Annotated in this window: 18 protein-coding genes; 4 read left to right on the top strand and 14 right to left on the bottom strand. The window is 73.4% G+C overall.

The window, feature by feature from the left end; genetic code table 11:
* The first annotated feature begins 273 nt into the window (after positions 1-273).
* Entirely contained in the window at positions 274-1455 is a 1182-nt protein-coding gene (locus ABZ193_RS19595) for a histidine kinase (protein WP_354710891.1), read from the top strand.
* Entirely contained in the window at positions 1452-2099 is a 648-nt protein-coding gene (locus tag ABZ193_RS19590) for a response regulator transcription factor (RefSeq protein WP_020421318.1), read from the top strand. The genes ABZ193_RS19595 and ABZ193_RS19590 overlap by 4 nt, the downstream gene beginning before the upstream one ends.
* Before the next feature lie 52 nt (positions 2100-2151).
* Here the strand turns inward: ABZ193_RS19590 and ABZ193_RS19585 are convergent, their stop codons facing one another.
* Positions 2152-2574, bottom strand: coding sequence for a hypothetical protein (locus tag ABZ193_RS19585; RefSeq protein WP_020421319.1), 423 nt, complete (start codon positions 2572-2574; stop codon positions 2152-2154).
* A 359-nt stretch (positions 2575-2933) separates the two neighbouring features.
* Here ABZ193_RS19585 and ABZ193_RS19580 point away from each other — a divergent pair, with 359 nt between their 5' ends.
* Entirely contained in the window at positions 2934-4487 is a 1554-nt protein-coding gene (locus ABZ193_RS19580) for an alpha/beta fold hydrolase (protein ID WP_354710909.1), read from the top strand.
* Positions 4488-4719: 232 nt separating this feature from the next.
* Here ABZ193_RS19580 and ABZ193_RS19575 read toward each other — a convergent pair whose 3' ends face one another.
* From ABZ193_RS19575 to ABZ193_RS19550, 6 genes are all read right to left on the bottom strand, one after another.
* The gene (locus tag ABZ193_RS19575) at positions 4720-10203 is read right to left on the bottom strand and encodes a carboxyl transferase domain-containing protein (RefSeq protein WP_354710889.1); all 5484 of its coding nucleotides are present in this window, start codon (positions 10201-10203) and stop codon (positions 4720-4722) included.
* Positions 10204-10448: 245 nt separating this feature from the next.
* The gene (locus ABZ193_RS19570; RefSeq protein WP_020421322.1) at positions 10449-11054 is read right to left on the bottom strand and encodes a dihydrofolate reductase; all 606 of its coding nucleotides are present in this window, start codon (positions 11052-11054) and stop codon (positions 10449-10451) included.
* 98 nt (positions 11055-11152) lie between these two features.
* Positions 11153-12325 (bottom strand): FAD-dependent monooxygenase, encoded by a 1173-nt coding sequence (locus tag ABZ193_RS19565; protein WP_020421323.1) that lies wholly within the window; start codon positions 12323-12325, stop codon positions 11153-11155.
* 9 nt (positions 12326-12334) lie between these two features.
* Positions 12335-12916, bottom strand: coding sequence for a maleylpyruvate isomerase family mycothiol-dependent enzyme (locus ABZ193_RS19560; protein WP_235716250.1), 582 nt, complete (start codon positions 12914-12916; stop codon positions 12335-12337).
* The gene (locus ABZ193_RS19555; protein ID WP_020421325.1) at positions 12909-13736 is read right to left on the bottom strand and encodes a fumarylacetoacetate hydrolase family protein; all 828 of its coding nucleotides are present in this window, start codon (positions 13734-13736) and stop codon (positions 12909-12911) included. The genes ABZ193_RS19560 and ABZ193_RS19555 overlap by 8 nt, the downstream gene beginning before the upstream one ends.
* Positions 13733-14806 (bottom strand): cupin domain-containing protein, encoded by a 1074-nt coding sequence (locus ABZ193_RS19550; RefSeq protein ID WP_237337148.1) that lies wholly within the window; start codon positions 14804-14806, stop codon positions 13733-13735. The genes ABZ193_RS19555 and ABZ193_RS19550 overlap by 4 nt, the downstream gene beginning before the upstream one ends.
* Before the next feature lie 83 nt (positions 14807-14889).
* Between ABZ193_RS19550 and ABZ193_RS19545 the strand changes: the two genes are divergently transcribed.
* Positions 14890-15624 carry an IclR family transcriptional regulator gene (locus tag ABZ193_RS19545; protein ID WP_237337149.1) on the top strand — a complete coding sequence of 245 codons (735 nt, stop codon included), beginning with the start codon at positions 14890-14892 and terminating at the stop codon, positions 15622-15624.
* A gap of 3 nt (positions 15625-15627) precedes the next feature.
* Here ABZ193_RS19545 and ABZ193_RS19540 read toward each other — a convergent pair whose 3' ends face one another.
* From ABZ193_RS19540 to ABZ193_RS19510, 7 genes are all read right to left on the bottom strand, one after another.
* Positions 15628-16038, bottom strand: coding sequence for a RidA family protein (locus ABZ193_RS19540; RefSeq protein ID WP_354710888.1), 411 nt, complete (start codon positions 16036-16038; stop codon positions 15628-15630).
* Positions 16039-16098: 60 nt separating this feature from the next.
* Positions 16099-16614 (bottom strand): lytic polysaccharide monooxygenase auxiliary activity family 9 protein, encoded by a 516-nt coding sequence (locus ABZ193_RS19535; RefSeq protein WP_020421329.1) that lies wholly within the window; start codon positions 16612-16614, stop codon positions 16099-16101.
* A 79-nt stretch (positions 16615-16693) separates the two neighbouring features.
* Entirely contained in the window at positions 16694-17167 is a 474-nt protein-coding gene (locus tag ABZ193_RS19530) for a GNAT family N-acetyltransferase (RefSeq protein WP_354710885.1), read from the bottom strand.
* A gap of 36 nt (positions 17168-17203) precedes the next feature.
* Positions 17204-18268: a HAMP domain-containing sensor histidine kinase gene (locus tag ABZ193_RS19525; RefSeq protein WP_354710884.1), complete on the bottom strand. Its 1065-nt coding sequence runs from the start codon at positions 18266-18268 to the stop codon at positions 17204-17206.
* On the bottom strand, positions 18261-18935 hold the full coding sequence (locus tag ABZ193_RS19520) for a response regulator transcription factor (protein ID WP_020421332.1): 675 nt from the start codon (positions 18933-18935) through the stop codon (positions 18261-18263). Before ABZ193_RS19520 ends, ABZ193_RS19525 begins: the two co-directional genes overlap by 8 nt.
* Before the next feature lie 48 nt (positions 18936-18983).
* Complete coding sequence (locus ABZ193_RS19515) at positions 18984-19589, bottom strand: M15 family metallopeptidase (RefSeq protein ID WP_354710883.1); 606 nt, start codon at positions 19587-19589, stop codon at positions 18984-18986.
* Positions 19590-19668: 79 nt separating this feature from the next.
* Positions 19669-20127, bottom strand: coding sequence for a MaoC family dehydratase (locus ABZ193_RS19510; protein ID WP_354710881.1), 459 nt, complete (start codon positions 20125-20127; stop codon positions 19669-19671).

Here is a 20127-nt window from a genome sequence, read left to right as displayed (position 1 = left end):
CCACCCGGCCCAACCGCCGCACACCAACCTCAGCCCAACAGCCACCCAGCCCCAGCCGAACCCTCCTCCCCCAGCGGAACCACCCGGCCCAACCACCGCACACCAACCTCAGCCCAACAGCCACCCAGCCCCAGCCGAACCCTCCTCCCCCAGCGGAACCACCCGGCCCAACCACCCGACCGCCACCACCCCGCGCACCAGCCATCCGAAACCGGCGGAACCTCCTTCCCAGGGAGGAGCCGCCCGGTGCGCCCGCCCGTTAGTGTCGGTTCTGTGCTTCTGGCGTGGGTTGGGCGGGCGGTCGGCGACCGGTTCGGGCCCGCGCGTCTGCTGCCGCTCGTGATCGGCCCCGGCTACCTGCTGCTGGTGCAGCGGCCGGAGCCGACGCCGGCGGACTGGGTGGTCGTGTTCGCCGCGGCCGGGGTGTTCCTCGCGGGCGGCGTGTGGCCGCTGGCGGTCGCGGGGGTGGAGTCCCTGCTCATCCTGGCCGCGCACCAGTGGGCCGACGCCACACCGGTGGCGGTGAAGGTGCTGGCCAGCGTCGCGGTGTTCGAGCTGGCCATCCGCCGCCCGATGCGCGAAGCCCTGGCCGGCGCCGGGGTTCTCACCGCGGTGTACTTCGTGCTCGGCACCTACGACCACGTGCTGACCGGCGTGCTCGCCGTCGGCTATCGGGTCCTCACGGTCGTCGGCGGCCCGCTTCTGCTCGGCGCCTACCTGCGGGCCGGGGTGCGGGCGGTGGCGCAGGCGAGCGCGCGGGCCGCGGAGGCCGAGGCGCGCCGGGAACTGGCCGCGCGCGGCGCCCGCCTCACCGAGCGCACCGAGATCGCCCGCGAGCTGCACGACCTGGTCGCCCACCACGTCGCGTCGATGGCGCTGCGGGTCGGCGTGGCGCGGGCCGTGGTGCCGGACCTGGATCCGCGGGTGGGCGAGGTGCTCGACGACGTGCACGCCTCGGCCACCCGGACCCTGGCGGACCTGCGGGAGCTGGTGTCCGCGCTGCGCGACCCGGCCAGCGTGCGCGACCACGGCGTGCTCATCGAGACCGCCTCGCTGCCCGCCGCGGTGGAGTCGGTGATCGGGCGCAGCAGGCAGGCCGGGCTGGCGATCGACTGCCACGTCGACCCCGCCATCGCGGCACTCGACTCGCTGCGCGGCCTGGCCGTGCTGCGGCTGGTGCAGGAGAGCCTGACCAACGTCGCCAAGCACGCGGGCCCCGGCGCGCGGGCGAGCGTGCGGGTGGACGCCGGCGGCGGGCAGGTGCTGATCGAGGTCACCGACACGGGTGGCGCGCGGGACGGCGGCGGCGAGCCGGGCTACGGGCTGGTGGGCCTGCGGGAACGCGTCGACCTGGTCGGCGGCACCCTCGACGCGGGCCCGCACGGCGACGGCTGGCGAGTGCGTGCGCTGATCCCGGCGGAGACGTCCGCCCCGGTCGATTCGGAGGTCCCGTGATCCGCACCCTGCTCGTCGACGACCAGCAGCTCGTCCGCGCCGGCCTGCGCATGCTGTGCGAGTCCACACCGGACATCGAGGTCGTCGGCGAGGCGCCGCACGGCGGTGAGGCGATCCGGCTGGCCGGCCGGGTCAAGCCGGACGTGGTGCTGATGGACCTGCGGATGCCCGGCACGGACGGGATCACCGCGACGAAGACGATCCTGGGCGAACGGCCCGCGACGCGGATCGTGGTGCTGACGACCTTCGACGACGACGAGCACCTGTACCCGGCGCTGGCCGCGGGCGCGTGCGGGTTCCTGGCGAAGGACGCCACGCCCGCCGAGCTGCTCGACGGCATCCGCCGGGCGGCCGCGGGCGGCAGCCCGTTCAGCGACGACGTGCTGCGGCGCCTGGTCGGGCAGGCGGTGCGGTCCAGGGCGGAACGGCCGGACCTGCCACTGACCCCGCGCGAGCGGGAGGTGCTCGGGCTGGTCGGGATGGGACTGTCCAATGCGGACATCGCCGCGCGGATGCACGTCGGCGTCACCACGGTCAAGACGCACGTGGCGAACCTGATGGACAAGACCGGCAGCCCCAGCCGCGTGCACCTGGCGATCCTCGCGGTGCGCCACGACCTGACCCCGGACACCGGGAAACGGTGACCCCCGGCCGGACCGGGGGTCACCGTCAGGGAGAGAGGCGGTGCGGGCGACGTCAGTCGTCGTCGCCCTCGTCCTCGTCGTCGTCCCAGTCGTGGTCGTGGTGGTGGTGACCCGCGACCGACCAGGTTTCACTCGAGTGCGCGCCCTCCGGGCCCGCCCACTGGCAGCCCTCGCCGTAGAAGGAGGTGTGGCCGTTGGTGCCGGAAACGGTGTAGTCGCCACCCGCCCCCTCCGGGCCTGCCGACAGGTTGGCGTCGTAGTAGCCCGCGTAGCCCCAGCCGTGACCGTGACCGTAGCCGTCGTCGTCGTAGCCGTAGTGGTGGCCCGCGACCGAGCCGGTGCTGGAGATCGCGGCGCCGTCCGGGCCGGCGGACGCGGCGGAGTCGCCGTAGCTGTCAGCCGACGCGATGCCCGCGGCACCGAACGACAGCGGGATGGCCAGCAGGCTGGCGATCGCGAAGCGACGAACGTTCATTGTTCTGAATTCCCTTCGTATCAACGGATTCCGGGCCGGAACCTCTGCGGCTCCGCGGACCGGGTGCCCGGGACGGCTGGGGCAAATCCGGCACGCAGATGTGACGCAGGACACGTTGCGATCACGGCGTGGCGACGTGACAGGCGAACTCCCGCTGGTCGGCCCCGCGAAACCGATCCGTCACGGCGGACGTCGCGAATTCCGTTGCCGCGCAGGGCATCCACCCTTGGTGCGTCACTCACGCGTGTGGACTGGACCAGACCGCGGCGCTTGACAAGGCTCGCCCGGCCGCCGATGCTCATCGCAGTAACTGTTACTTCGGGTAATAGCTTCAGCGAGGAGGCGGCGTGGTCCGGCGAGTGGTGTCCCGGGACGGCACGCGCATCGCGGTCGCGGAAGCCGGTGATCCGGCCGCGCCGACCGTGGTGTGCGTGCACGGCTACCCCGACGACCGGTCCGTTTGGGACGGTGTGGCGGCCCGGCTCGCGGAACGGTTCCACGTGGTCACCTACGACGTCCGCGGCGCGGGCGAGTCGGACCGGCCGCCGCGGCGCGACGGGTACGCGCTCGATCGGCTGACCGAGGACTTGGCCGCCGTGCTCGACGAGGTCAGCCCGGACCGCCCGGCGCACCTCGTCGCGCACGACTGGGGGTCGATCCAGAGCTGGCACGCGGTGACCGGGGACCGGCTGCGCGGGCGGATCGCGTCGTTCACGTCGATCTCCGGGCCGTCGCTCGACCACGCCGGGCACTGGTTCCGCACGCGGTTGCGGCGGCCGTCGGGGTGGGGGCCCGCGCTGCGGCAGCTGGTGCACTCGACCTACATCGTGTTCTTCCAGATCCCGCTGGTTCCTGAACTGAGTTGGCGGTCCGGGGTGGGCCGCCGGGTGCTGCGGCGGCTTTCGGGCAGCGCGGCGGGCCGCCCGGCGGTGGCGGACGCCGTGCACGGGCTGGAGCTGTACCGGGCGAACGTCGGCATACGGCTGTCGCGCCCGCGGCCGCGGCCCGCGGAGGTGCCGGTGCAGGTGCTCGCGCCGCTGGGTGATCCGTACGTGACGCCCGCGCTGCAGACGGACGTGGCGCGGTGGGCGCCGCGGCTGTGGGTGCGCCGGTTGCCCGGCGGGCACTGGATCCCGCGCGAGAGGCCGGACGTGATCGCGCGGTGCGCGGCCGAGCTGGTGGATTTCGCCGAGGGAGCGCCGGAGAGCCGGGGGCTGCGGCGCGCGCGTGCGGGCGGGGCCGAGGTGGTGGATTCCGCCGATGGGGCGCGGGCTGGCGGGATTGAGGCGGCGGATTCCGCCGACGGGGCATCGGAGAGCAGGGCGCGGCGTCGCGCGCGGTCAGGCGGGGCCAAGCCGGTGGATTCCGCCGACAGAGCGCCGGAAAGGTGGGCGCGAGCGGCCGGGACCGAGGTAGCGGATTCCGCCGCGGGCGCACCGGAGAGCCGGGGGTTGCGGCGTGCACGGTCAGGCGGGGCCGAGCCGGTGGATTCCGTCGCGGGGGCACCGGAAAGCCGGGCACTGCGGCGCGCGGAGCTGGTCGGTTCCGCTGCGAGGGCACCGGAAAGGCGGACAGCCAGATTCGACGGCTACCTGGTGGTGATCACCGGGGAGAGCCGGTTCGCTCGGGCGGCGGCCGCGGCGTTCGCGGGGGCCGGAGCCGAGGTGCGCGGCGACGGGCCGGACGTGCCGGACGTAGTGGTGGACAGCCGGGGCACGGCGCGGGACTTCGCGGCGCGGATGGCCGCCCGCGGCGAGGGTGGGCAGCTCGTGCTGCACGACCCCGCGGAAGCCGCCCGCCTGCGACGGGACTTCCCCGGCCTGAACGTGATCGTGGCCGGGGACGGCTCCCCGGAGCGCGCCGCACGGCGCGTGCTGCGCGCCGTGGCCCGCAACCGCCACGCGGGAATCTGACGCCACCCCGGCGGCTCGTGCGCTGGGGCAGCACCTGCGAGAGGAAACCCTGGAGACGGCGGCCGCCCGCGCGGTGCGCGGCTCGTGCTGCGTAGGGAACCTGAGGGCGGCACCGCCGCCAGCAACCTCGCCGAAGCCGAAGGGGCACCCAGCCAACGCCGAAGCCGCAGAGGCGCCCGGCCAGCGTCGAAAAACCGAAGGGGCGCCCAGCCAACGCCGGGCGCCCCCGGCATCAAGCGCGCGCCAGACCCCGCTCCACCGCCGCGATGATCTGTGGCCGCAGCTCCTCCGGGCGGATGATCGCGTCGACCGAGCCGACGCGCTGCGCCCGCTGGATCGAGTGCACCCCGTCGAACTCGGCGGCCACCTCGCCCAGCTTCTCGGCCCGCACGGACGCCCGGACGTCCGCCAGCTGCGTCACCAGCGCGGCCCGCGAAGCGCTGTCCGCCGACGCGATCCGCGCCTCCAGCTCCGACACCCGCGGGTCGTTCGCCGTGCGGGCGTTGACCTCCTGCGCGAACACCACGGCCGCCGCGGGGGCACCACCCAGCACGGACGCGTACGAGCCGTCCACGGCGAGCACCGTCATGTTCGGGTTCAGCGTCTTCGAGAACACCACGAACGCCCCGCCGTGGTAGCGCGAGATGACGCAGAACACGATGGGCCCGCGGAAGTTCACGATCGCCCGCCCGATCTCCGCGCCGTACTCCAGCTGGAGCTTGCGCATCGACTCCGGGGAACCGTCGAAACCGGACAGGTTCGCCAGCACCACCAGCGGCCGGTTGCCGCTCGCCGCGTTGATCGCGCGCGCCGCCTTCTTCGACGAGCGCGGGAACAACGTGCCGGCGGTGTAGGTGTCCGGGCCGTCGGTGGGCGGGAACCCGCGCCGCGGCACCGACCGCGACTCGATGCCCAGCAGGCACACCGGGATCCCGCCGAGGTGCACGTCCTGCACGACCGCGGTCTCCGCGTCCGCCATGCCTGCCCAGCGTTCCAGGATCGCGTGGTCCTGGTCGGCCAGCGCGCGCATCACGGTGCGGATGTCGAACGGCTTCTTGCGGTCCGGGTTGGTCTCCCGCGAGAAGATCTGGCCCACCGTGGTGAAGTCGGACCCGACGATCGCGTGCGGGTAGTCGCACACGTCCCGGTCGACCGGGTCGGTCGTGGTCGCCCGGCGCGGGCCGTTCTCGCCCGGCAGCACGTACGTGTGGTCGTAGTGGGTCATCAGCACGCCGTGCGCGGCGCCGAGGTTCGGCGCCCAGTACTGCGCCTGCCCGTTCGGCCCCATCACGCGGTCGTACCCGCCGATGCCGAAGTTGTCCTCGGCCGACACACCACCGGAGAAGTCCAGCGACTGCTTTCCGGTCAGCACCATCGCCGAGTCCGGCGTCATCACCAGGATGCCCTTGGTGTGCATGAGCATCGTGGCTTCGGCGTTCCAGTACGGCTGCGCGCCCACGTTGATGCCTGCGACCACGATGTTGATCTCGCCGCCGTCCTGGGTGAACTGGACGATGCGGCGCAGGGCCGCGGCGATCCAGTCCATGTTCTCGGTGCCGGAGTCCATCGCGATCCGCGCGCCGGCGGACAGCGCGTACCACTCGACCGGGACCCGCAACCGCTCCGCGAGGTCCAGCGCGGCGATCACGCGGGCGCACTCCGGTTCGGACAGCGCGCCCAGCGCCTTCGTCGGGTCGCCGAGCAGCACCACGCGGGTCACGCCCTCCGGGTACCGCTCGGTCGGCGTGGTCGCCACGCCGGCGACGATCCCGGCCTTGTTCAGGCCCCGCTCGCGCTCGACCGGCACCAGCGCGCCGGAGTCGTCGAGGTCGTACTCGGTGAACGAGCCGCCATCCCCGGCCAGCATGCCGGTCAGCTCGTACGGGTAGACCGTGCCGCGGCGTCGCGCGCGCAGCACCTTCTGGCCGTAGTCGTCCAGCGGCTGGATCAGCTCGGTCGGCGGGTCGGTGATGGTCAGCCGGACACCGGTGGCGACGTCGTAGGTCACCCGCACCGCGATCGGCCGCAGCTCGCCGGTCTCCTTGTCGCGCTGGCGGCCGAGGAACAGCACCTCCTCGACACCGGCGCCCGCGGTGGTTGGCACCACGCGCTGCGCGACCGTGTTCAGGTCCTCGGCGGTGAGGTCGCTGGGCGGCCACACGTAGAGGAAGATCCGGTTGGTGTCGAGCCGTTTCTTGGCCGGGCGCTGGGCCTGCACCTTGCGGATCGCGTCCAGGCACGCGCCGAGCGCGCCCTCGACCGCGGGCAGGGCCAGGATGCGGCCCTCGTCGTCGCGCAGCGGAGTCAGGTCGCGGACCTGCGCCATCGCCACCAGGCGCTCGTCGGACGGGTTCTTCGGTGCGACGCAGCGCAGCAGGTAGACGTCCTCGTCGGCCGACGGCAGCCGCGTGAGGTCGAAGTTCTGCAGGCGCCGCAGCTGCAGCCGCTGACCGATCAGCGGGTGCAGGCCGCGGATCAGCCGCTCCTCGGCCAGGCCCGCCGACGACGGCCGGAACGTGAAGTGGTGGTGCATCGCCGATCCGCTGCGCCCGGCGACCGTCGTGGTGACGCGGCGCAGGTTGCCCGGCAGCGCGACGCGGGACAGCACCTCGCGCAGCTCCGCGGCCATCAGGTCCGCGTCGGCGGGCTGGCCGGTCCAGGTCAGGTAGATGTCGGCGACCAGCGCGCCGGGCTCGGCCTTCGCCGCGACGTCGGCGACCGTGCGCACCGCGTCGGCCAGGTCGTCGAAGTCGGCGACGGTCGCGATGAGCCGCTGCCGCTGGCCGTCCAGGTCGTACCCGGCGGTGACGAACGCGTGCCCGCCCGCGGTGCCGGTCTCCACGCCCTCCAGGCCGTGCTCGCGGTAGTAGCGGCGGCTGAGGACCTCCAGCAGCGGGCCGGGGTCCAGGCCGGGCCGTCCGATGCGCTGGCCGAGCAGCCGCACCAGCGGTTCGGGGCTGGCGACCATCTCAGCGATGCGCTGCTCGCGGTCGGGCGCCTCCGGGTTGGCGTCGAGGTAGCTGAGGTGGCGGCGCACCTTCGTGTAGACCTCGGCGCGGGTGCGGCGCAGCAGCGGCTGGGCGAACCAGCGGAACACCAGGCTGCGGGCGAGGTCGCCGACCACCGGGAACCGCAGCTGGGTGGCGCGGATCAGGTGCTCCAGCGCCTGGCCGACGGTCTGCCGGAGCCCGTTGTGCGGCGGGGCCTCGGTGAGCCACTGCTGCAGCAGCGCGGTGATCACGGCGACGTCGGAGGCCGCGCGCGACTGGGCGAGGAAGATGCGGAAGACCGCCTCCTCCAGCTCGGGCGTGCGATCGAGCCCGTCGACGCCGTAGTGGCTCAGCACGCGGGTCAGCCGGCCCTGGAAGTTCTCCGACAGCCCGGCGCGCTCGGCGTCCAGGCTCTGCAGGTAGGTGTGGAAGTGCTCGCGCGGGCTGTGCACCCGCGTCTCGGCCTTGGTCTCCTCGCCGTCCGGCTTGTTGCGGGACAGCTCGGACAGGTCGGCGAAGACCTCCAGCAGCGCGGTCTCGGCCTCCAGCGGCCGCTGCGGCAGTTCGGCGCGCGCGGCCAGGTACCGGGCCAGGGTGCGGCCGCCGTCGCGCGGGTCGACGTCGAACCCGAGCAGCATGCTGCGCAGGTCGGCCAGGCCCCGCTCGACGCGGTGGGCCGCGGCCAGCCCGTCCGGCTCGGACGGCAGGTCCAAGTCCACCCCGGCGGTCTCCGGGGCCGCGTCGGCATCCTCGGCCAACGGTTCCAGGCGCAGCAGTGCGGCCCCGGTTTCGACCTGGCTGCCGACGGAGACCATCGACTCCTTGAGCAGCGCCTTGAACGGCGCGCGCAGGACGGTCTCCATCTTCATGGACTCCAGCACCAGCACGGGTGCGCCGGCCTCGACCTCGTCGCCGACGGCGAGCGGCGTGGCGACCACCAGGGCCGGGGCAGGCGAGCGGACCACGCCGCCCTCGTCGCGGCTGATCCGGTGCGTGACGCCGTCGACCTCGACCAGGTGGATCGGCCCGTGCGTGCCGGTCACCAGGCGGAAGCGGCGGCCGTTGACGTGGATCTGGCCGGTGTGGGAGTCGTAGCGCTCCAGCTCGGCGTCGACGGTCTGCACGTCGTCGCCGGTGACGAACCCGATCCGGTAGCGGCCCGGCCCGGTTTCGGCGACGGTCAGCCGGTAGGTCGCGCCGCGCAGCTTGAGGTCGATCGGGCGGCCCACCTCGTGCTGCACCTGGGGGCGGCCACCGTGCGCGGTGGACAGCAGGCGCTGCAGCTCCACCTGCTTCTCGTCCTGGTAGGCCTCGATCGCGGCGGCGGCCAGCGCGATGCCGGAGTGGGCGTGCGAGACCAGGCGGCCCTGCGCGCGGACGCGGTCGATCCAGCCCGTGTCTGCGCTGGCGTCGATCACCTCGGGCTGGTCGAGCAGGTCGAGGACGAAACTCTTGTTGGTGGTGCCGCCCTCGATGAGCACGGTGGTCTCGCGCATCGCGCGGCGCAGGCGGGACAGCGCCTCGTCGCGGTCGCGGCCGTAGGCGATGATCTTGGCGATCATCGAGTCGAAGTCGGCGGGGATGGTGTCGCCCTCGCTGACGCCGGTGTCGACGCGGATGCCCGGGCCTGCCGGGAGGTCGAGCAGCGCGATGCGGCCCGGGGCGGGCGCGAAGTCGCGGTCGGGGTCCTCGGCGTTGAGCCGGGCCTCGATGGCGTGCCCCAGCTCGGCGGGCGGGGCGCCCTCCAGCTTGCCGCCGGACGCGACGTGCAGCTGGGCCTTGACCAGGTCCATGCCGGTGGTGGCCTCGGTGATCGGGTGCTCGACCTGCAGGCGGGTGTTCACCTCGAGGAAGGCGAACAGCTTCTCGCCGGGGTGGTAGAGGAACTCCACGGTGGCGGCGCCGCGGTAGCCGACCGCGACGGCCAGCCGCTCGGCGGACGCCTTCAGCTCGGCCACCTGGTCCGGCGCGAGCAGCGGCGAGGAGGACTCCTCGATGATCTTCTGGTTGCGGCGCTGCACCGAGCAGTCGCGCACGCCCAGCGCCCACGCGGTGCCCTGGCCGTCGGCGATGACCTGGACCTCAACGTGCCGGGCGCCGGTGACCAGGCGCTCCAGGAACACCACGCCGCTGCCGAAGGCGCGCGCGGCCTCCTGGCTGGTGCGCTCGTAGGCGTCGCGCAGCTCGTCGGCGTTGTGGATGACCCGGATGCCGCGGCCGCCACCGCCTGCGGTGGCCTTGAGCATCAGCGGGTAGCCGATCTGCTCGGCGGAGCGCAGCGCGGCGTCGAGGTCCTCGACCGGGCCGCGGCTCCACGGCGCGACCGGCACGCCCACCTCTTCGGCGATCAGCTTCGCGCCGATCTTGTCCCCCAGCTTGCGCATCGCCTCCGGGTTCGGGCCGATGAAGGTGACGCCGATCTTCTCGCAGAGCTCGGCGAAGGCCGGGTCCTCGGCGACGAAGCCCCAGCCGACCCAGGCGGCGTCGGCCTTCGTCTCGGTCAGCGCGCGTTCCAGGACGGCGAGGTCGAGGTAGGGGCGGTTGGCCGCGGGACCCAGGTTGTAGGCGATGTCGGCTTCCCGCACGAACGTGGCGTTGCGGTCCGCGTCGGTGTAGAGGGCCACCGTTTCGATGCGCGGCCCGCCCTCCGCGTTGAGCTCACCGACGGCGTGGATGAGCCGCATCGCGGCTTCTCCCCGGTTGACGATCGCGACACGACTGAACACCGAATCGAGCCTCACAAGTTGTGGTGGTTGGACTGCGCGGCCTCCCCTGGCCGCTGGTCCAGCATCGCGCGTACCCACCGGTAGTGTGATCGTCGCACCCGCACCGTGCCGACGGCGGTTTTTTGTCGGAACCCTCCAAAGGACCGCTCTGACCCGGGACTATGCCCACGGCTCGCGCGCACGCGGGACCGCGCGGATCGTGAGAGCCTGGTCACTCGCCCTTGTAGAAGACGGCCAACGGCCGGCTAGCCGCGGCGCACCGGGAGGCGCAGGTGCAGCACGCCGTCGCCCTGGACGACCACCTCGGGGTCGCCGAGCATGAGGTCGCCGCCGGCGAGCGGTCCGAAGTACGGCTTCCCCCGGCCGAAGACGACCGGCACGACGTCGATCGCCACGTGGTCGATGAGCCCGAGCGCCAGCGCCTGCCCGCCGACGTCGCCCGCGCCCACCCCGATTTCGCCGTCGCCCGCCAGTTCCTGCGCTCGCGCGATCCCCTCCTCCACCGAGCCGGCGAAGTGGTAGGGCGCCTCCGGGTGCCAGCCTTCCGGCCGCGGCCGGTGCGACACGACCACGACGTGCTCGCTCGCGGGCGGATGACCTTCCCAGCCGTTGGTCAGGTCGAACTGGTGCCGCCCGACGACCAGGACCTTCTGGCGCGACCACATGCCGCGGACGTACTCGGCGGAGGCCGCCGAGACCCGGAACGGCGAACCGTGGATGTCGGGGTGGTCCTCGTCGACGAGCGGGTGGTCGCCGTTGAAGTACCAGTCGTGGAGCGGTCCCACGTCGTCGTTCTCGTCGGCGATGTAGCCGTCCAGCGAGGCCACCGCGTGCAGGTAGGTCGTCCCCATCGTCGCTCCTCCCAGGGGGACCAGCGTCCCCCAGGGGCCGTGCGGGCGCAACCGCCCCGGCGGGGCACCCCGCACGGCGGAGGTGCCCCGTCAGCGCCTCACAGCTGGTAGAGCCAGTCGGTCCAGCGGTAGTCGTCCAGGGGGCGTTCGGTCAGGTACTGGTTGCGCAGCAGCCGGGCCAGGCCGTCGCAGTGCCAGAGCTCGCCCCAGACCCGCGCGCTGGACTGCACGCGCGCGGTCCGCGCCGTGCGGGCCTGCTCGTACGCCGTGAGCGCGGCCGGCCAGTCCAGCGCGGCGGCGGCCTGCTGCTTGGCGACCTCGCCGGCGAGGCTGTGCGCGTCTTCCAGCGCCTGGCACGCCCCCTGCGCGAGGTATTGCAGCATCGGGTGCGCCGCGTCGCCGGTCAGCGCCAGCCGTCCGTCGACCCAGCGCGGCACCGGCAGCCGGTCGTACATCGGCCACCGCCGGTCCCGCCACAGCCACGCCAGCCCGCGCCGCACCGCGTCGCAGGTATCCTCGAACGCCGCGTCCAGCTCCTCCGGGCCGCCCCACTCGGTCTCGCCGCGCTCGTAGGCGGGCGAGGCGAACACCGCGACCGTGTTGAGCAACTCCCCACCCCGCAACGGGTATTGCACGAGGTGGCACTTCGGTCCGAAGTGGACGACCACGTCGGTCAGCACATCAGCATCCAGCCCGGTCACCTCGGACACCGGGCGGGTGCCGCGGTAGGCGACGTACCCGGAGCACACCGGCTGGTCGCCGGACAGCCGCGACCGCAGCGACGACCACAGCCCGTCGGCGGCCAGCGCGGCGCCCGCCGCGAACTCCCGCTCCCCCACCCGCAGCCGGACGCCGTCGGGCCGCACCTCGACGTCGTCGACCTTGTGATCGGCCAGCAACTCGACTCCGGCATCGGCACAAGCGTCGTGCAGGATGGTCAGCAGGTCGCTGCGGTGGATCACCACGTACGGCGCGCCGTAGCGTTCGACGAACCCCGGCCCGAGGTCCATCGACGTCAGCTCGGCGCCGTCGAGCGCGTCCTTGAGCACCAGCCGCCGCGGCAGCACGCCGCGCGCGACCACTTCGTCCAGCAGACCCCACTCACGCAGGATCCGGGTCGCGTTGGGGGCCAGCTGCAGCCCGGCGCCCACCTCGGCGAACGCCGGGGCCCGCTCCAGCACCCGGACCCGTTGCCCGGCCGCGGCGAGGGCGAGGGCGTTGGCGAGCCCGCCGATCCCGCCGCCGACCACCACGACATCGGTGTCGGTCATGTCTTCCTCCTACAGCCAGGGGCCGAGTTCAGGGGCCTGCTCGGCACGTCCGGTGAGCCAGCGCGCGAGGGCGGGGCCGTGGCCCTGCGCGGTCCGCCGCCGGAGCGCGTCGGCGATCAGCGCCTCGACCAGGTCCGCGGGCAGGTCCTCGAACCCGACGCCGCAGTCGAGGTCGACGGCGTGCACGGCGACCTCGCGGGTGCGCATCCAGACGATCTCGGTGGCGGGCACGGTCCGGCCCTGCGCGGTGACCACCTCGTTGGCCCAGGCGTCCGCGGGCAGGGCCGCCACGTCGGCCGCCAGCGCGTCCGCCGAGCCGTGCACCAGCCGCCGCAGTTCGGGCACGGGCAGCTTCGCCCCCGCCTCGATTTCGGCGGCGCGGTGCTCGGCACTTTCGTACATGCGCGACTCGACGCCGGTGCGGGCCCAGCTCAGCAGGCGCCGCAGCGCTTCGGCGTTGTAGTGCAGGTGCGCCACGAGGTGGCGGCGGGTCCATCCGGGCAGCAGCGTCGGCGCGTCGAACGCGTCGTCGGGCAGCTCGTCGACCGCCCGGAGGACGAGCCGCGTGCCGTCGTCCATCCAGTCACTCATCGCGGGCCACGTTCTCCAGCCTGCCCAGTCCGCTGATCTCGGTGACCAGCCGGGCGCCGTGGGACAGGTACCGCGGTGGTTTCCGCGCGTGGCCGACCCCGCCGGGGGTGCCGGTGGCGATGACGTCGCCGGGCCGCAACGTGAGGATCGTGGAGGCGTAGCGGACCAGCTCGACCGGGTCGAACACCAAGTCGCCGGTGTTGGCCTTCTGCACCTGCTCGCCGTCGACCGCGCAGCTCAGGTCCAGCTCGGGCCTGGTGCCGCCGGGCAGCTCGTCCGGGGTCACCAGGTACGGGCCGAACGGCGTGGTGCCCTCGAAGGTCTTGCCCTGCAACCACATCGGCGACCGGTACTGCCAGTCGCGGGTGGTGACGTCGTTGAGGACGCTGAACCCGGCGATCGCCGCGGCCGCCTCGGTCTCGCTCGCGCGGCGCACGGTGGCGCCGACGACGAGCGCCAGCTCGGCCTCCCAGTCCACCGCGTCCGATTCGGGCGGCAGCGCGATCGGGTCGGCCGGGCCGACGAGCGCCTCCGGGTACTTGGCGAACAGCGTCGGGTACCGCGGCAGTTCGCGGCCCATCTCCAGGATGTGGTTGCGGTAGTTCAGGCCGACGCACAGGATCTTGCCCGGGCGCGGCACGACCGGGGCGAGGTCCGCACCGGCCAGCGGCCGCTCCGGGGTGACCGTCTCGGCCTGGGCGCGCCAGTCCTCCTGGGCCAGGAACGCGCCGACGTCGGGCGCGCCGAGCTCGGCGTAGCGCTCACCCTCGACTCGGATGGCGCGGGTGCCCTCGGCGGTGCGCAGGGTCGCGAGCTTCACCGCTGCCCTCCCACCCGCACGCGGTCGGCGTGCAGCCGTTCGAAGATCGGGGTGTCGCTGAAGCGGAACAGGTCCAGCTGCGTGTCGGCGGCGAGGGTCACCTCGGCCCAGGACGGCACGACGAACAGGTCGCCGTGGTCGACGGTCCACTCCTGATCGCCGACGCGGACCGTGCCGGAGCCGTCGAAGACCTGCCACACGGCCGATCCGACCTCCTGCCGCGGCGCGGTCTCGGCGCCGGCGCGCAGCCGGTGGAACTCGGCGCGGATGGTCGGCATGACGTCGCCGCCGGTGGTCGGGTTGGTGAAGCGGACCGCGGCGTGACCGGGCTCGACCACGCCCGGGTGGCCCTCGTCCTCCAGCGCGAGCTGGTCGGTCAGCGCGGCGTCGGTGTGCTCCCAGCGGTAGGCGGCGATCGGCGAGTTCACCGCAGGCGCGGTCTGCGACACCGGGCGCAGGCCGGGGTGGGCCCACAGCCGCTCGGCGCGGGAGCGCTCCGGAGTTTCGGTGCTGGACACCTGCTCGGGGCCGAACTCGAAGAACGCCGAGCCGGTGTAGTGCACGAACGGGATGTCCAGGCCGTCGATCCAGGCCATCGGCTCGCTGGCGGTGTTGTGGTGGCCGTGGAAGTGCCAGCCGGGGGTGAGCAGGAAGTCGCCGCGGCGCATGGCGACCGGGTCGCCGTTCACGACGGTCCACACGCCTTCGCCCTCGACGACGAACCGGAACGCGTTCTGGGTGTGCCGGTGCTCGGGCGCGTTCTCACCGGGGCCGAGGTACTGGATCGCGGCCCACAGGGTCGGCGTCGCGTACGGCGCGCCGCCGAGGCCCGGGTTGGCCAGCGCGATGGCGCGCCGCTCCCCGCCGCGGCCGACCGGCACCAGCTCGCCGGCCTTCTCCGCCAGCGGCAGCAGGGTCTTCCAACGCCAGGCGTGCGGGCGCATCGCCGGGGACGGGCTCATCGGCATCAGGTCGCCGATCTCGGTCCACAGTGGAACGAGCAGTTCCTCCGCGAACCCCCGGTACAGCTCGTCGAGCTCGGGGGACGGATCGGGCTGGTTGGCGGTCATCGCCTGGCCACTCCTTCCTCGGGGACGGCGGGTCGAGGAGGACGCTAGGCGATGTTCTGTCAGCAGGGATCTAGAATTCTGCTGTGAAGAACAAGCCGTCCTACGCGATCGACTCGGTCGACCACGCGCTCCACCTGGCCACGGTGCTGCAGCAGGAGGGGCCGATGGGGGTGTCCGAGGCGGCCGCACGGCTGGGCGTGTCCCGTTCGACGGCGCACCGGCTGCTGCAGATGCTGGTGTACCGGGACTTCGCCGAGCAGGGCCCGGACCGCCGCTACCAGGCCGGGCCGGTGCTGCGGCCCGCGGATCCGGCCGGCGCGCCGGTGGCGTTGCTGCGCCAGGCGGCGATGCCCCACCTGCGCGCGCTGGTGGCGCGGGTGCGGGAGACGGTGAACCTGCAGGTCCTGGCAGGCACGGAGACGCGGTTCGTGGCGTCGGTGGAGTGCGACCAGATCCTGCGGGTGGGCGACCGGGCGGGCCGGGCGCTGCCCGCGCACCAGGTGTCCGGCGGCAAGGCGCTGCTGGCCGCGCTGCCGCCGGCCGAGCTGACGCGCCGGTACGCCGGGACGGACGTGGACCTCGTCCGCCTGCGGCGTGAGCTTGGCCTGGTGCGGCGGCGCGGCTTCGCGGTCAACGACCAGCTGACGGAGACCGGCCTGACCGCGGTCGGCGTGGCGATCCCGTGGCCCGCCGGGGCCGAGCCCGCGGCCGCGTTGTCGGTGGCCCTGCCGTCGGCCCGGTTCGACCACGACCTGCTGCCCACCTGGGTCGGCGCGCTGTCGGCGGCGGCGACGGCGATCGCGAACGACCTGGGCTGAGGGTCAGCCTTTCCGCGGGATCGCGGCGATCGCCTCGACCTCGACGACGTACTGCGGCGCGGCCAGAGCCGCGACCACGGCCAGCGACTGTGCCGGGAAGTCGTCGCCGGGGAACCAGAGCTTGAACGCTTCGGCCTGCGCCGCGCGGTAGCCGTCAAGGTGCTCCACCCCGCCGACGAGCGTCAGCAGCTTCACCAGGTGTTCCGGCCCGCCACCGGCGGCGGAGAGCAGCGCCTCGATGTTGGCGAAGATCTGCTCGCCCTGGGCCCGCGCGTCCGGCCCGGCGAGCGTGCCGTCCGGCCGCACGCCGAGCTGCCCGGCGAGGTAGACGATCTCGTGCCCCTCGGGCACGGACGCGAGGTGGCTGTAGCGCCCGGCGGGCGGCGCGACGGTGTCGGGGTTCCAGCGGTTCACCCCGCCATGATCCACCCCGGGCGGGTGCGCGGCAACCGTCCGGGGTGGACAGACGCGCCGTCAGCCGATCTGCAGGTCCACGCAGGCGTAGAAGGCGTTGGCGGTGTCGGCGATGTTCCACACCGCCAGGAGTTTCTGCCGCCCGCTGAAGCCGCTGAGGTCGACCGGATGCGAGACGGTCGCCGGGGGCTGCGCGCCGCCGTCGTCGACGAACCCGACGCGGGTGCCGCCGATGTAGTACTCCCACGTGCTGGTGCGGTGCTGGGCGGTCAGCCTCCAGGTGAAGGTCACCGTGTTGCCGACCGGGGTGGCGCGCCAGCCCTTGCTGTCGTCGTCGAGCTCGGCGAAGCGGGTGTTGCCGCCGCTGCAGCTGCGCAGCCCCTTCGGGCCTTCCACGCTCTGCGGTTCGTACTTGATGTCGCCGCAGGGCACGATCCCCTGCGCGCACTGGGCCTGCCTGCTCGGCGGGGAGTTGACGTAGCCGTGGGCGCTGGCGGTGCCCGGGAGGGCCACGAGGGCGATGGGAGCGAGGGCCGCCCCGGCGGCGATGGTCGCGATGCGTCGTCTGATGGTCATGTCGGCTCCTTGCGGTGAACCCGGATGACTTTTGGTCTAGACCACGTGATATGGACCATAACGTGAAGTTTGTTCGCGGTCAACGGCGCGGTCGGAAAAGCACCACCTTCTGGAGCAACAGCGGCGAAACGGCGAAACCGTGCCGCTCGCAGGCCCTCACCGCGCGCGACGACGAATGCACGGTCACCCGTTCCACCCCAAGCTCCACGGCCAGCTCCAGCAGCCCGTCGATGAGCCGTCCGCCGAGGCCGGCGTCCCGCGCTTCGGGCACCACGTACACGCACTGCACGTCACCGGAGGTGCGCGAGAACGACTGAGGCGCCGGCACGCGCGGGGTGATCGCGAGGAACCCCATCCCGATCACCGCACCCTCCCGCACCAGGACGAGGCACCGGTGGGTGGTCGCGTGCTCCCGCGCCCACACGGCGAACTCCCGGACGAACCGGCCGCGGTCCACCCCCGGCGGCGGACCGTCCCGCTCGGCCACCCACCGCCACCGCAACGCGGCCACGGCCTCGAACTCCTCCGGGCGGGCAGCGCGTACTTCGATCACACCTCCGATCCTCGCAGCCCTTCCCCGTCGGACCGGTCAGCGGGGCAGCCGGACGGTGGCGACGAGCCCGCCCTCCGGCCGGGCAGCGAGTTCGAGCGTCCCGTCGTGGGCGCGGACGATGCTCGCCACGATGGCGAGCCCGAGGCCGACCCCCGCGTGCTCCCCGGTGCGGGTGCGTTTCGTGCCGCGATGGAAGGGTTCGGTCAGCGTCGGCACCAGGTCCGGCGGCAACGGCGGCCCGGTGTTCTCCACCCGCACCACGCTCGCGTCCCCGTCCGGTCCGGTGTGGACGGTCACGCTGCCGCCGGCCGGGAGGTTGTGCACGATCGCATTCTGGACGAGGTTCGTCACCATCCGCAGGACGAGCTCGGCCGAACCGGTGACCCGCGCCGCCTCGCCCGCGACACCGAGCTTGATCCCGCGTCGTTCGGCGAGGGGCAGGAGTGTTTCGGCGGCTTCTTCGGCGACGAGGGACAGGTCGACGGGCTCGCGGGTGAAGCTGCGCCGGTCGCTGCGGCTGAGCAGCAGGAGCGCCTCGGTCAGGTCGATGGCCCGCGTGTTGACGACGTGCAGGCGTTCGATGAGCTCGTCCCGATCCCACGTCGGGTCCTTGCGGGCGACGTCGAGCAGCGTCTGCGAGATCGCCAGCGGGGTGCGCAGCTCGTGCGAGGCGTTGGCGGCGAACCGCTGCTGCTCGGTGACCTGGGATTCGAGCCGTTCCAGCATCGTGTCGAGCACGTCGGCGAGCTCGCGGAACTCGTCGTCCGGGCCGTCCATGCGGATGCGGTGGGACAGCGAGCCGTCGGACGCCCGCCGCGCCGCGTCGGTGATCCTGTTCAGCGGCGCCAGCATCCGCCCGGCGAGCACCCATCCGCCGAGCAGGCCGAAGAACAGCAGGAAGGCCACCGCGGTGGCCGCGGCGGGCCCGCTGACGGCGAGCAGGCCGGGAGGGCGCCGGGGCGGCCCGGGCGCCCGGTCGGGGAACGAACGCGCGAGCAGCACCCAGAGCAAGACCATCAGCAGCGCGCCGGCGAGCAGGAGGAACCCGGCGTAGCTGAGGGTGAGTTTCAGCCGCAGGCTCAGCCCGCGACGCCTATCCACGGTCTCCGCCGGTGTCGATCCGGTAGCCGACGCCGGGCACGGTGGCGATGAGCCACGGCTCGCCGAGCCGTTTGCGCAGCGCGGACACGGTGATGCGGACGGCGTTGGTGAACGGGTTGGCGTTCTCGTCCCAGGCCCGCTCCAGCAGCTCCTCGGCGCTCACCACCCCGCCTTCGGCCGCGACGAGGACTTCCAGCACGGCGAACTGCTTACGGGTGAGCGCGACGTAGCGGCCGTCGCGGTAGACCTCCCGGCGGAACGGGTCCACCCGCAGGCCCGCGATCTCGCGGACCGGCGGCCGGGCGTGCGCGCGCCTGCGGTCGAGCGCCCGCAGCCGCAGGACCAGTTCCCGCAGCTCGAACGGTTTGGTGAGGTAGTCGTCGGCGCCGAGCTCGAACCCGGAGACCTTGTCGTCGATCCGGTCGGCGGCGGTGAGCATCAGGATCGGGGTGCCGCTGCCGGAGGCGATGATGTGCCGCGCGATCTCGTCGCCGGAGGGGCCGGGGATGTCGCGGTCGAGGACCGCGAGGTCGTAGGAGTTGACGCTGAGCAGCTCCAGCGCGGTGTCCCCGTCACCGGCGATGTCGGCGGCGATCGCTTCCAGCCGCAGGCCGTCCCGGACTGCTTCGGCCAGGTAGGGCTCGTCCTCCACGATCAGCACGCGCATATCGGCAGCGTAGGCAGCGCGGCATATCGCCCGCATATCCGGAGCGGATCACGGCCGCATCCGCGGGTCCTCCGACGGGTCCGGGTACATCGGCGGGCAGCCGTGGCACACCGCGTCCGGGCGGAGTTCGTAGTGCCAGGGCTCGTTGCGGTAGATCTGGCACAGCCCGTACGCGGCGCCGTGCGCGGACAGCCACGCCGCGGCGCGGGCCGGGCCGATGTCGACGGCTTCGCCCGCCACGTGCGGCGACGTTTCCGGGGTCGCGACCCAGCGCGCGGCCTCCTGCCGGGAACCGTGCCGGGCGACCGCGCGCCGCAGCAGCTCCTCCTGGTACTCGGGCGAGCGCCAGCCGCTGTTGACGCGGAGCCGGACGCCGTCCGCTTCGGCGGCCTTCGCCGCACGCCGCAGCGCGTCGAGGAGGTCGGCGTCGAGCTTGCCCACCGCCGGGGTTTCGTCCCACACCGAGACCCGCGCGCCGTCCGGGACGACGCCGTCGGCCTCGCCGAGGGTGGTCCACGGAACCGGCGGCGCGGCGGCCACGAACAGCCGCCGCACCCCGGGTGCGGCGATCACCACCCCGGCGATCGCGAGGCCGACGAGCACGATCCGGCGGACGCGCCGGGCGGGCGCGGGCAGTGGCAGGGTGTGGTCCATACCTCCACTCAAGGCGGGAGGCTGTTGCCACGGCGTCTGCGCTTTCCGATACGCCCGCGATATGTCCCCGCGATATGTCTTACGGGTAGTAGCGGGTCAGGGATTCCGCCACGCAGGCCGGTTTCGCCAAGCCCTCGATCTCGAAGGTGAAGTTCCGCGTCACCTGCACCCCGCCGCGGCCGACCTCCTCGACCGCGGCGATCACGGCGTGCAGGCGCACCCGGCTGCCGACCGGGACGGGCGCCGGGAAACGGACCTTGTTGACCCCGTAGTTCAGCGCCATGCCGACACCGGTGACCTGGAGCAGCTCGGCGACCATCGGGATGCCCCAGCTCAGCGTCATGTAGCCGTGGGCGATCGTGCGGCCGAACGGGCCGTCCGCCGCGCGGGCGGGGTCGGTGTGGATCCACTGGTGGTCCCCGGACACCTCGGCGTAGGCGTCGATCAGCTCCTGCGTCACCTCCCGCCACGACGAGCGGCCCAGGTCGCGCCCCGCGAGCGCCAGGATCTCCGGGATCCCGTTCGCCACCACCGGCAT

The sequence above is a fragment of the Amycolatopsis sp. NPDC006125 genome (assembly GCF_040614195.1).
Classification (GTDB): Bacteria; Actinomycetota; Actinomycetes; order Mycobacteriales; family Pseudonocardiaceae; genus Amycolatopsis_E; species Amycolatopsis_E tucumanensis.
The sequence above is the reverse complement of the archived record's forward strand: the minus strand, read 5'-3'. Positions and strand labels throughout refer to the sequence as shown.

Coding starts and splice junctions, on each gene's coding strand:
- ABZ193_RS19535 (WP_020421329.1), bottom strand. CDS start 16,614: ATGACCATCAGACGACGCATCGCGACCATCGCCGCCGGGGCGGCCCTC.
- ABZ193_RS19510 (WP_354710881.1), bottom strand. CDS start 20,127: ATGCCGGTGGTGGCGAACGGGATCCCGGAGATCCTGGCGCTCGCGGGG.
- ABZ193_RS19550 (WP_237337148.1), bottom strand. CDS start 14,806: ATGACCGCCAACCAGCCCGATCCGTCCCCCGAGCTCGACGAGCTGTAC.
- ABZ193_RS19565 (WP_020421323.1), bottom strand. CDS start 12,325: ATGACCGACACCGATGTCGTGGTGGTCGGCGGCGGGATCGGCGGGCTC.
- ABZ193_RS19515 (WP_354710883.1), bottom strand. CDS start 19,589: ATGGACCACACCCTGCCACTGCCCGCGCCCGCCCGGCGCGTCCGCCGG.
- ABZ193_RS19560 (WP_235716250.1), bottom strand. CDS start 12,916: ATGAGTGACTGGATGGACGACGGCACGCGGCTCGTCCTCCGGGCGGTC.
- ABZ193_RS19520 (WP_020421332.1), bottom strand. CDS start 18,935: ATGCGCGTGCTGATCGTGGAGGACGAGCCCTACCTGGCCGAAGCAGTC.
- ABZ193_RS19585 (WP_020421319.1), bottom strand. CDS start 2,574: ATGAACGTTCGTCGCTTCGCGATCGCCAGCCTGCTGGCCATCCCGCTG.
- ABZ193_RS19570 (WP_020421322.1), bottom strand. CDS start 11,054: ATGGGGACGACCTACCTGCACGCGGTGGCCTCGCTGGACGGCTACATC.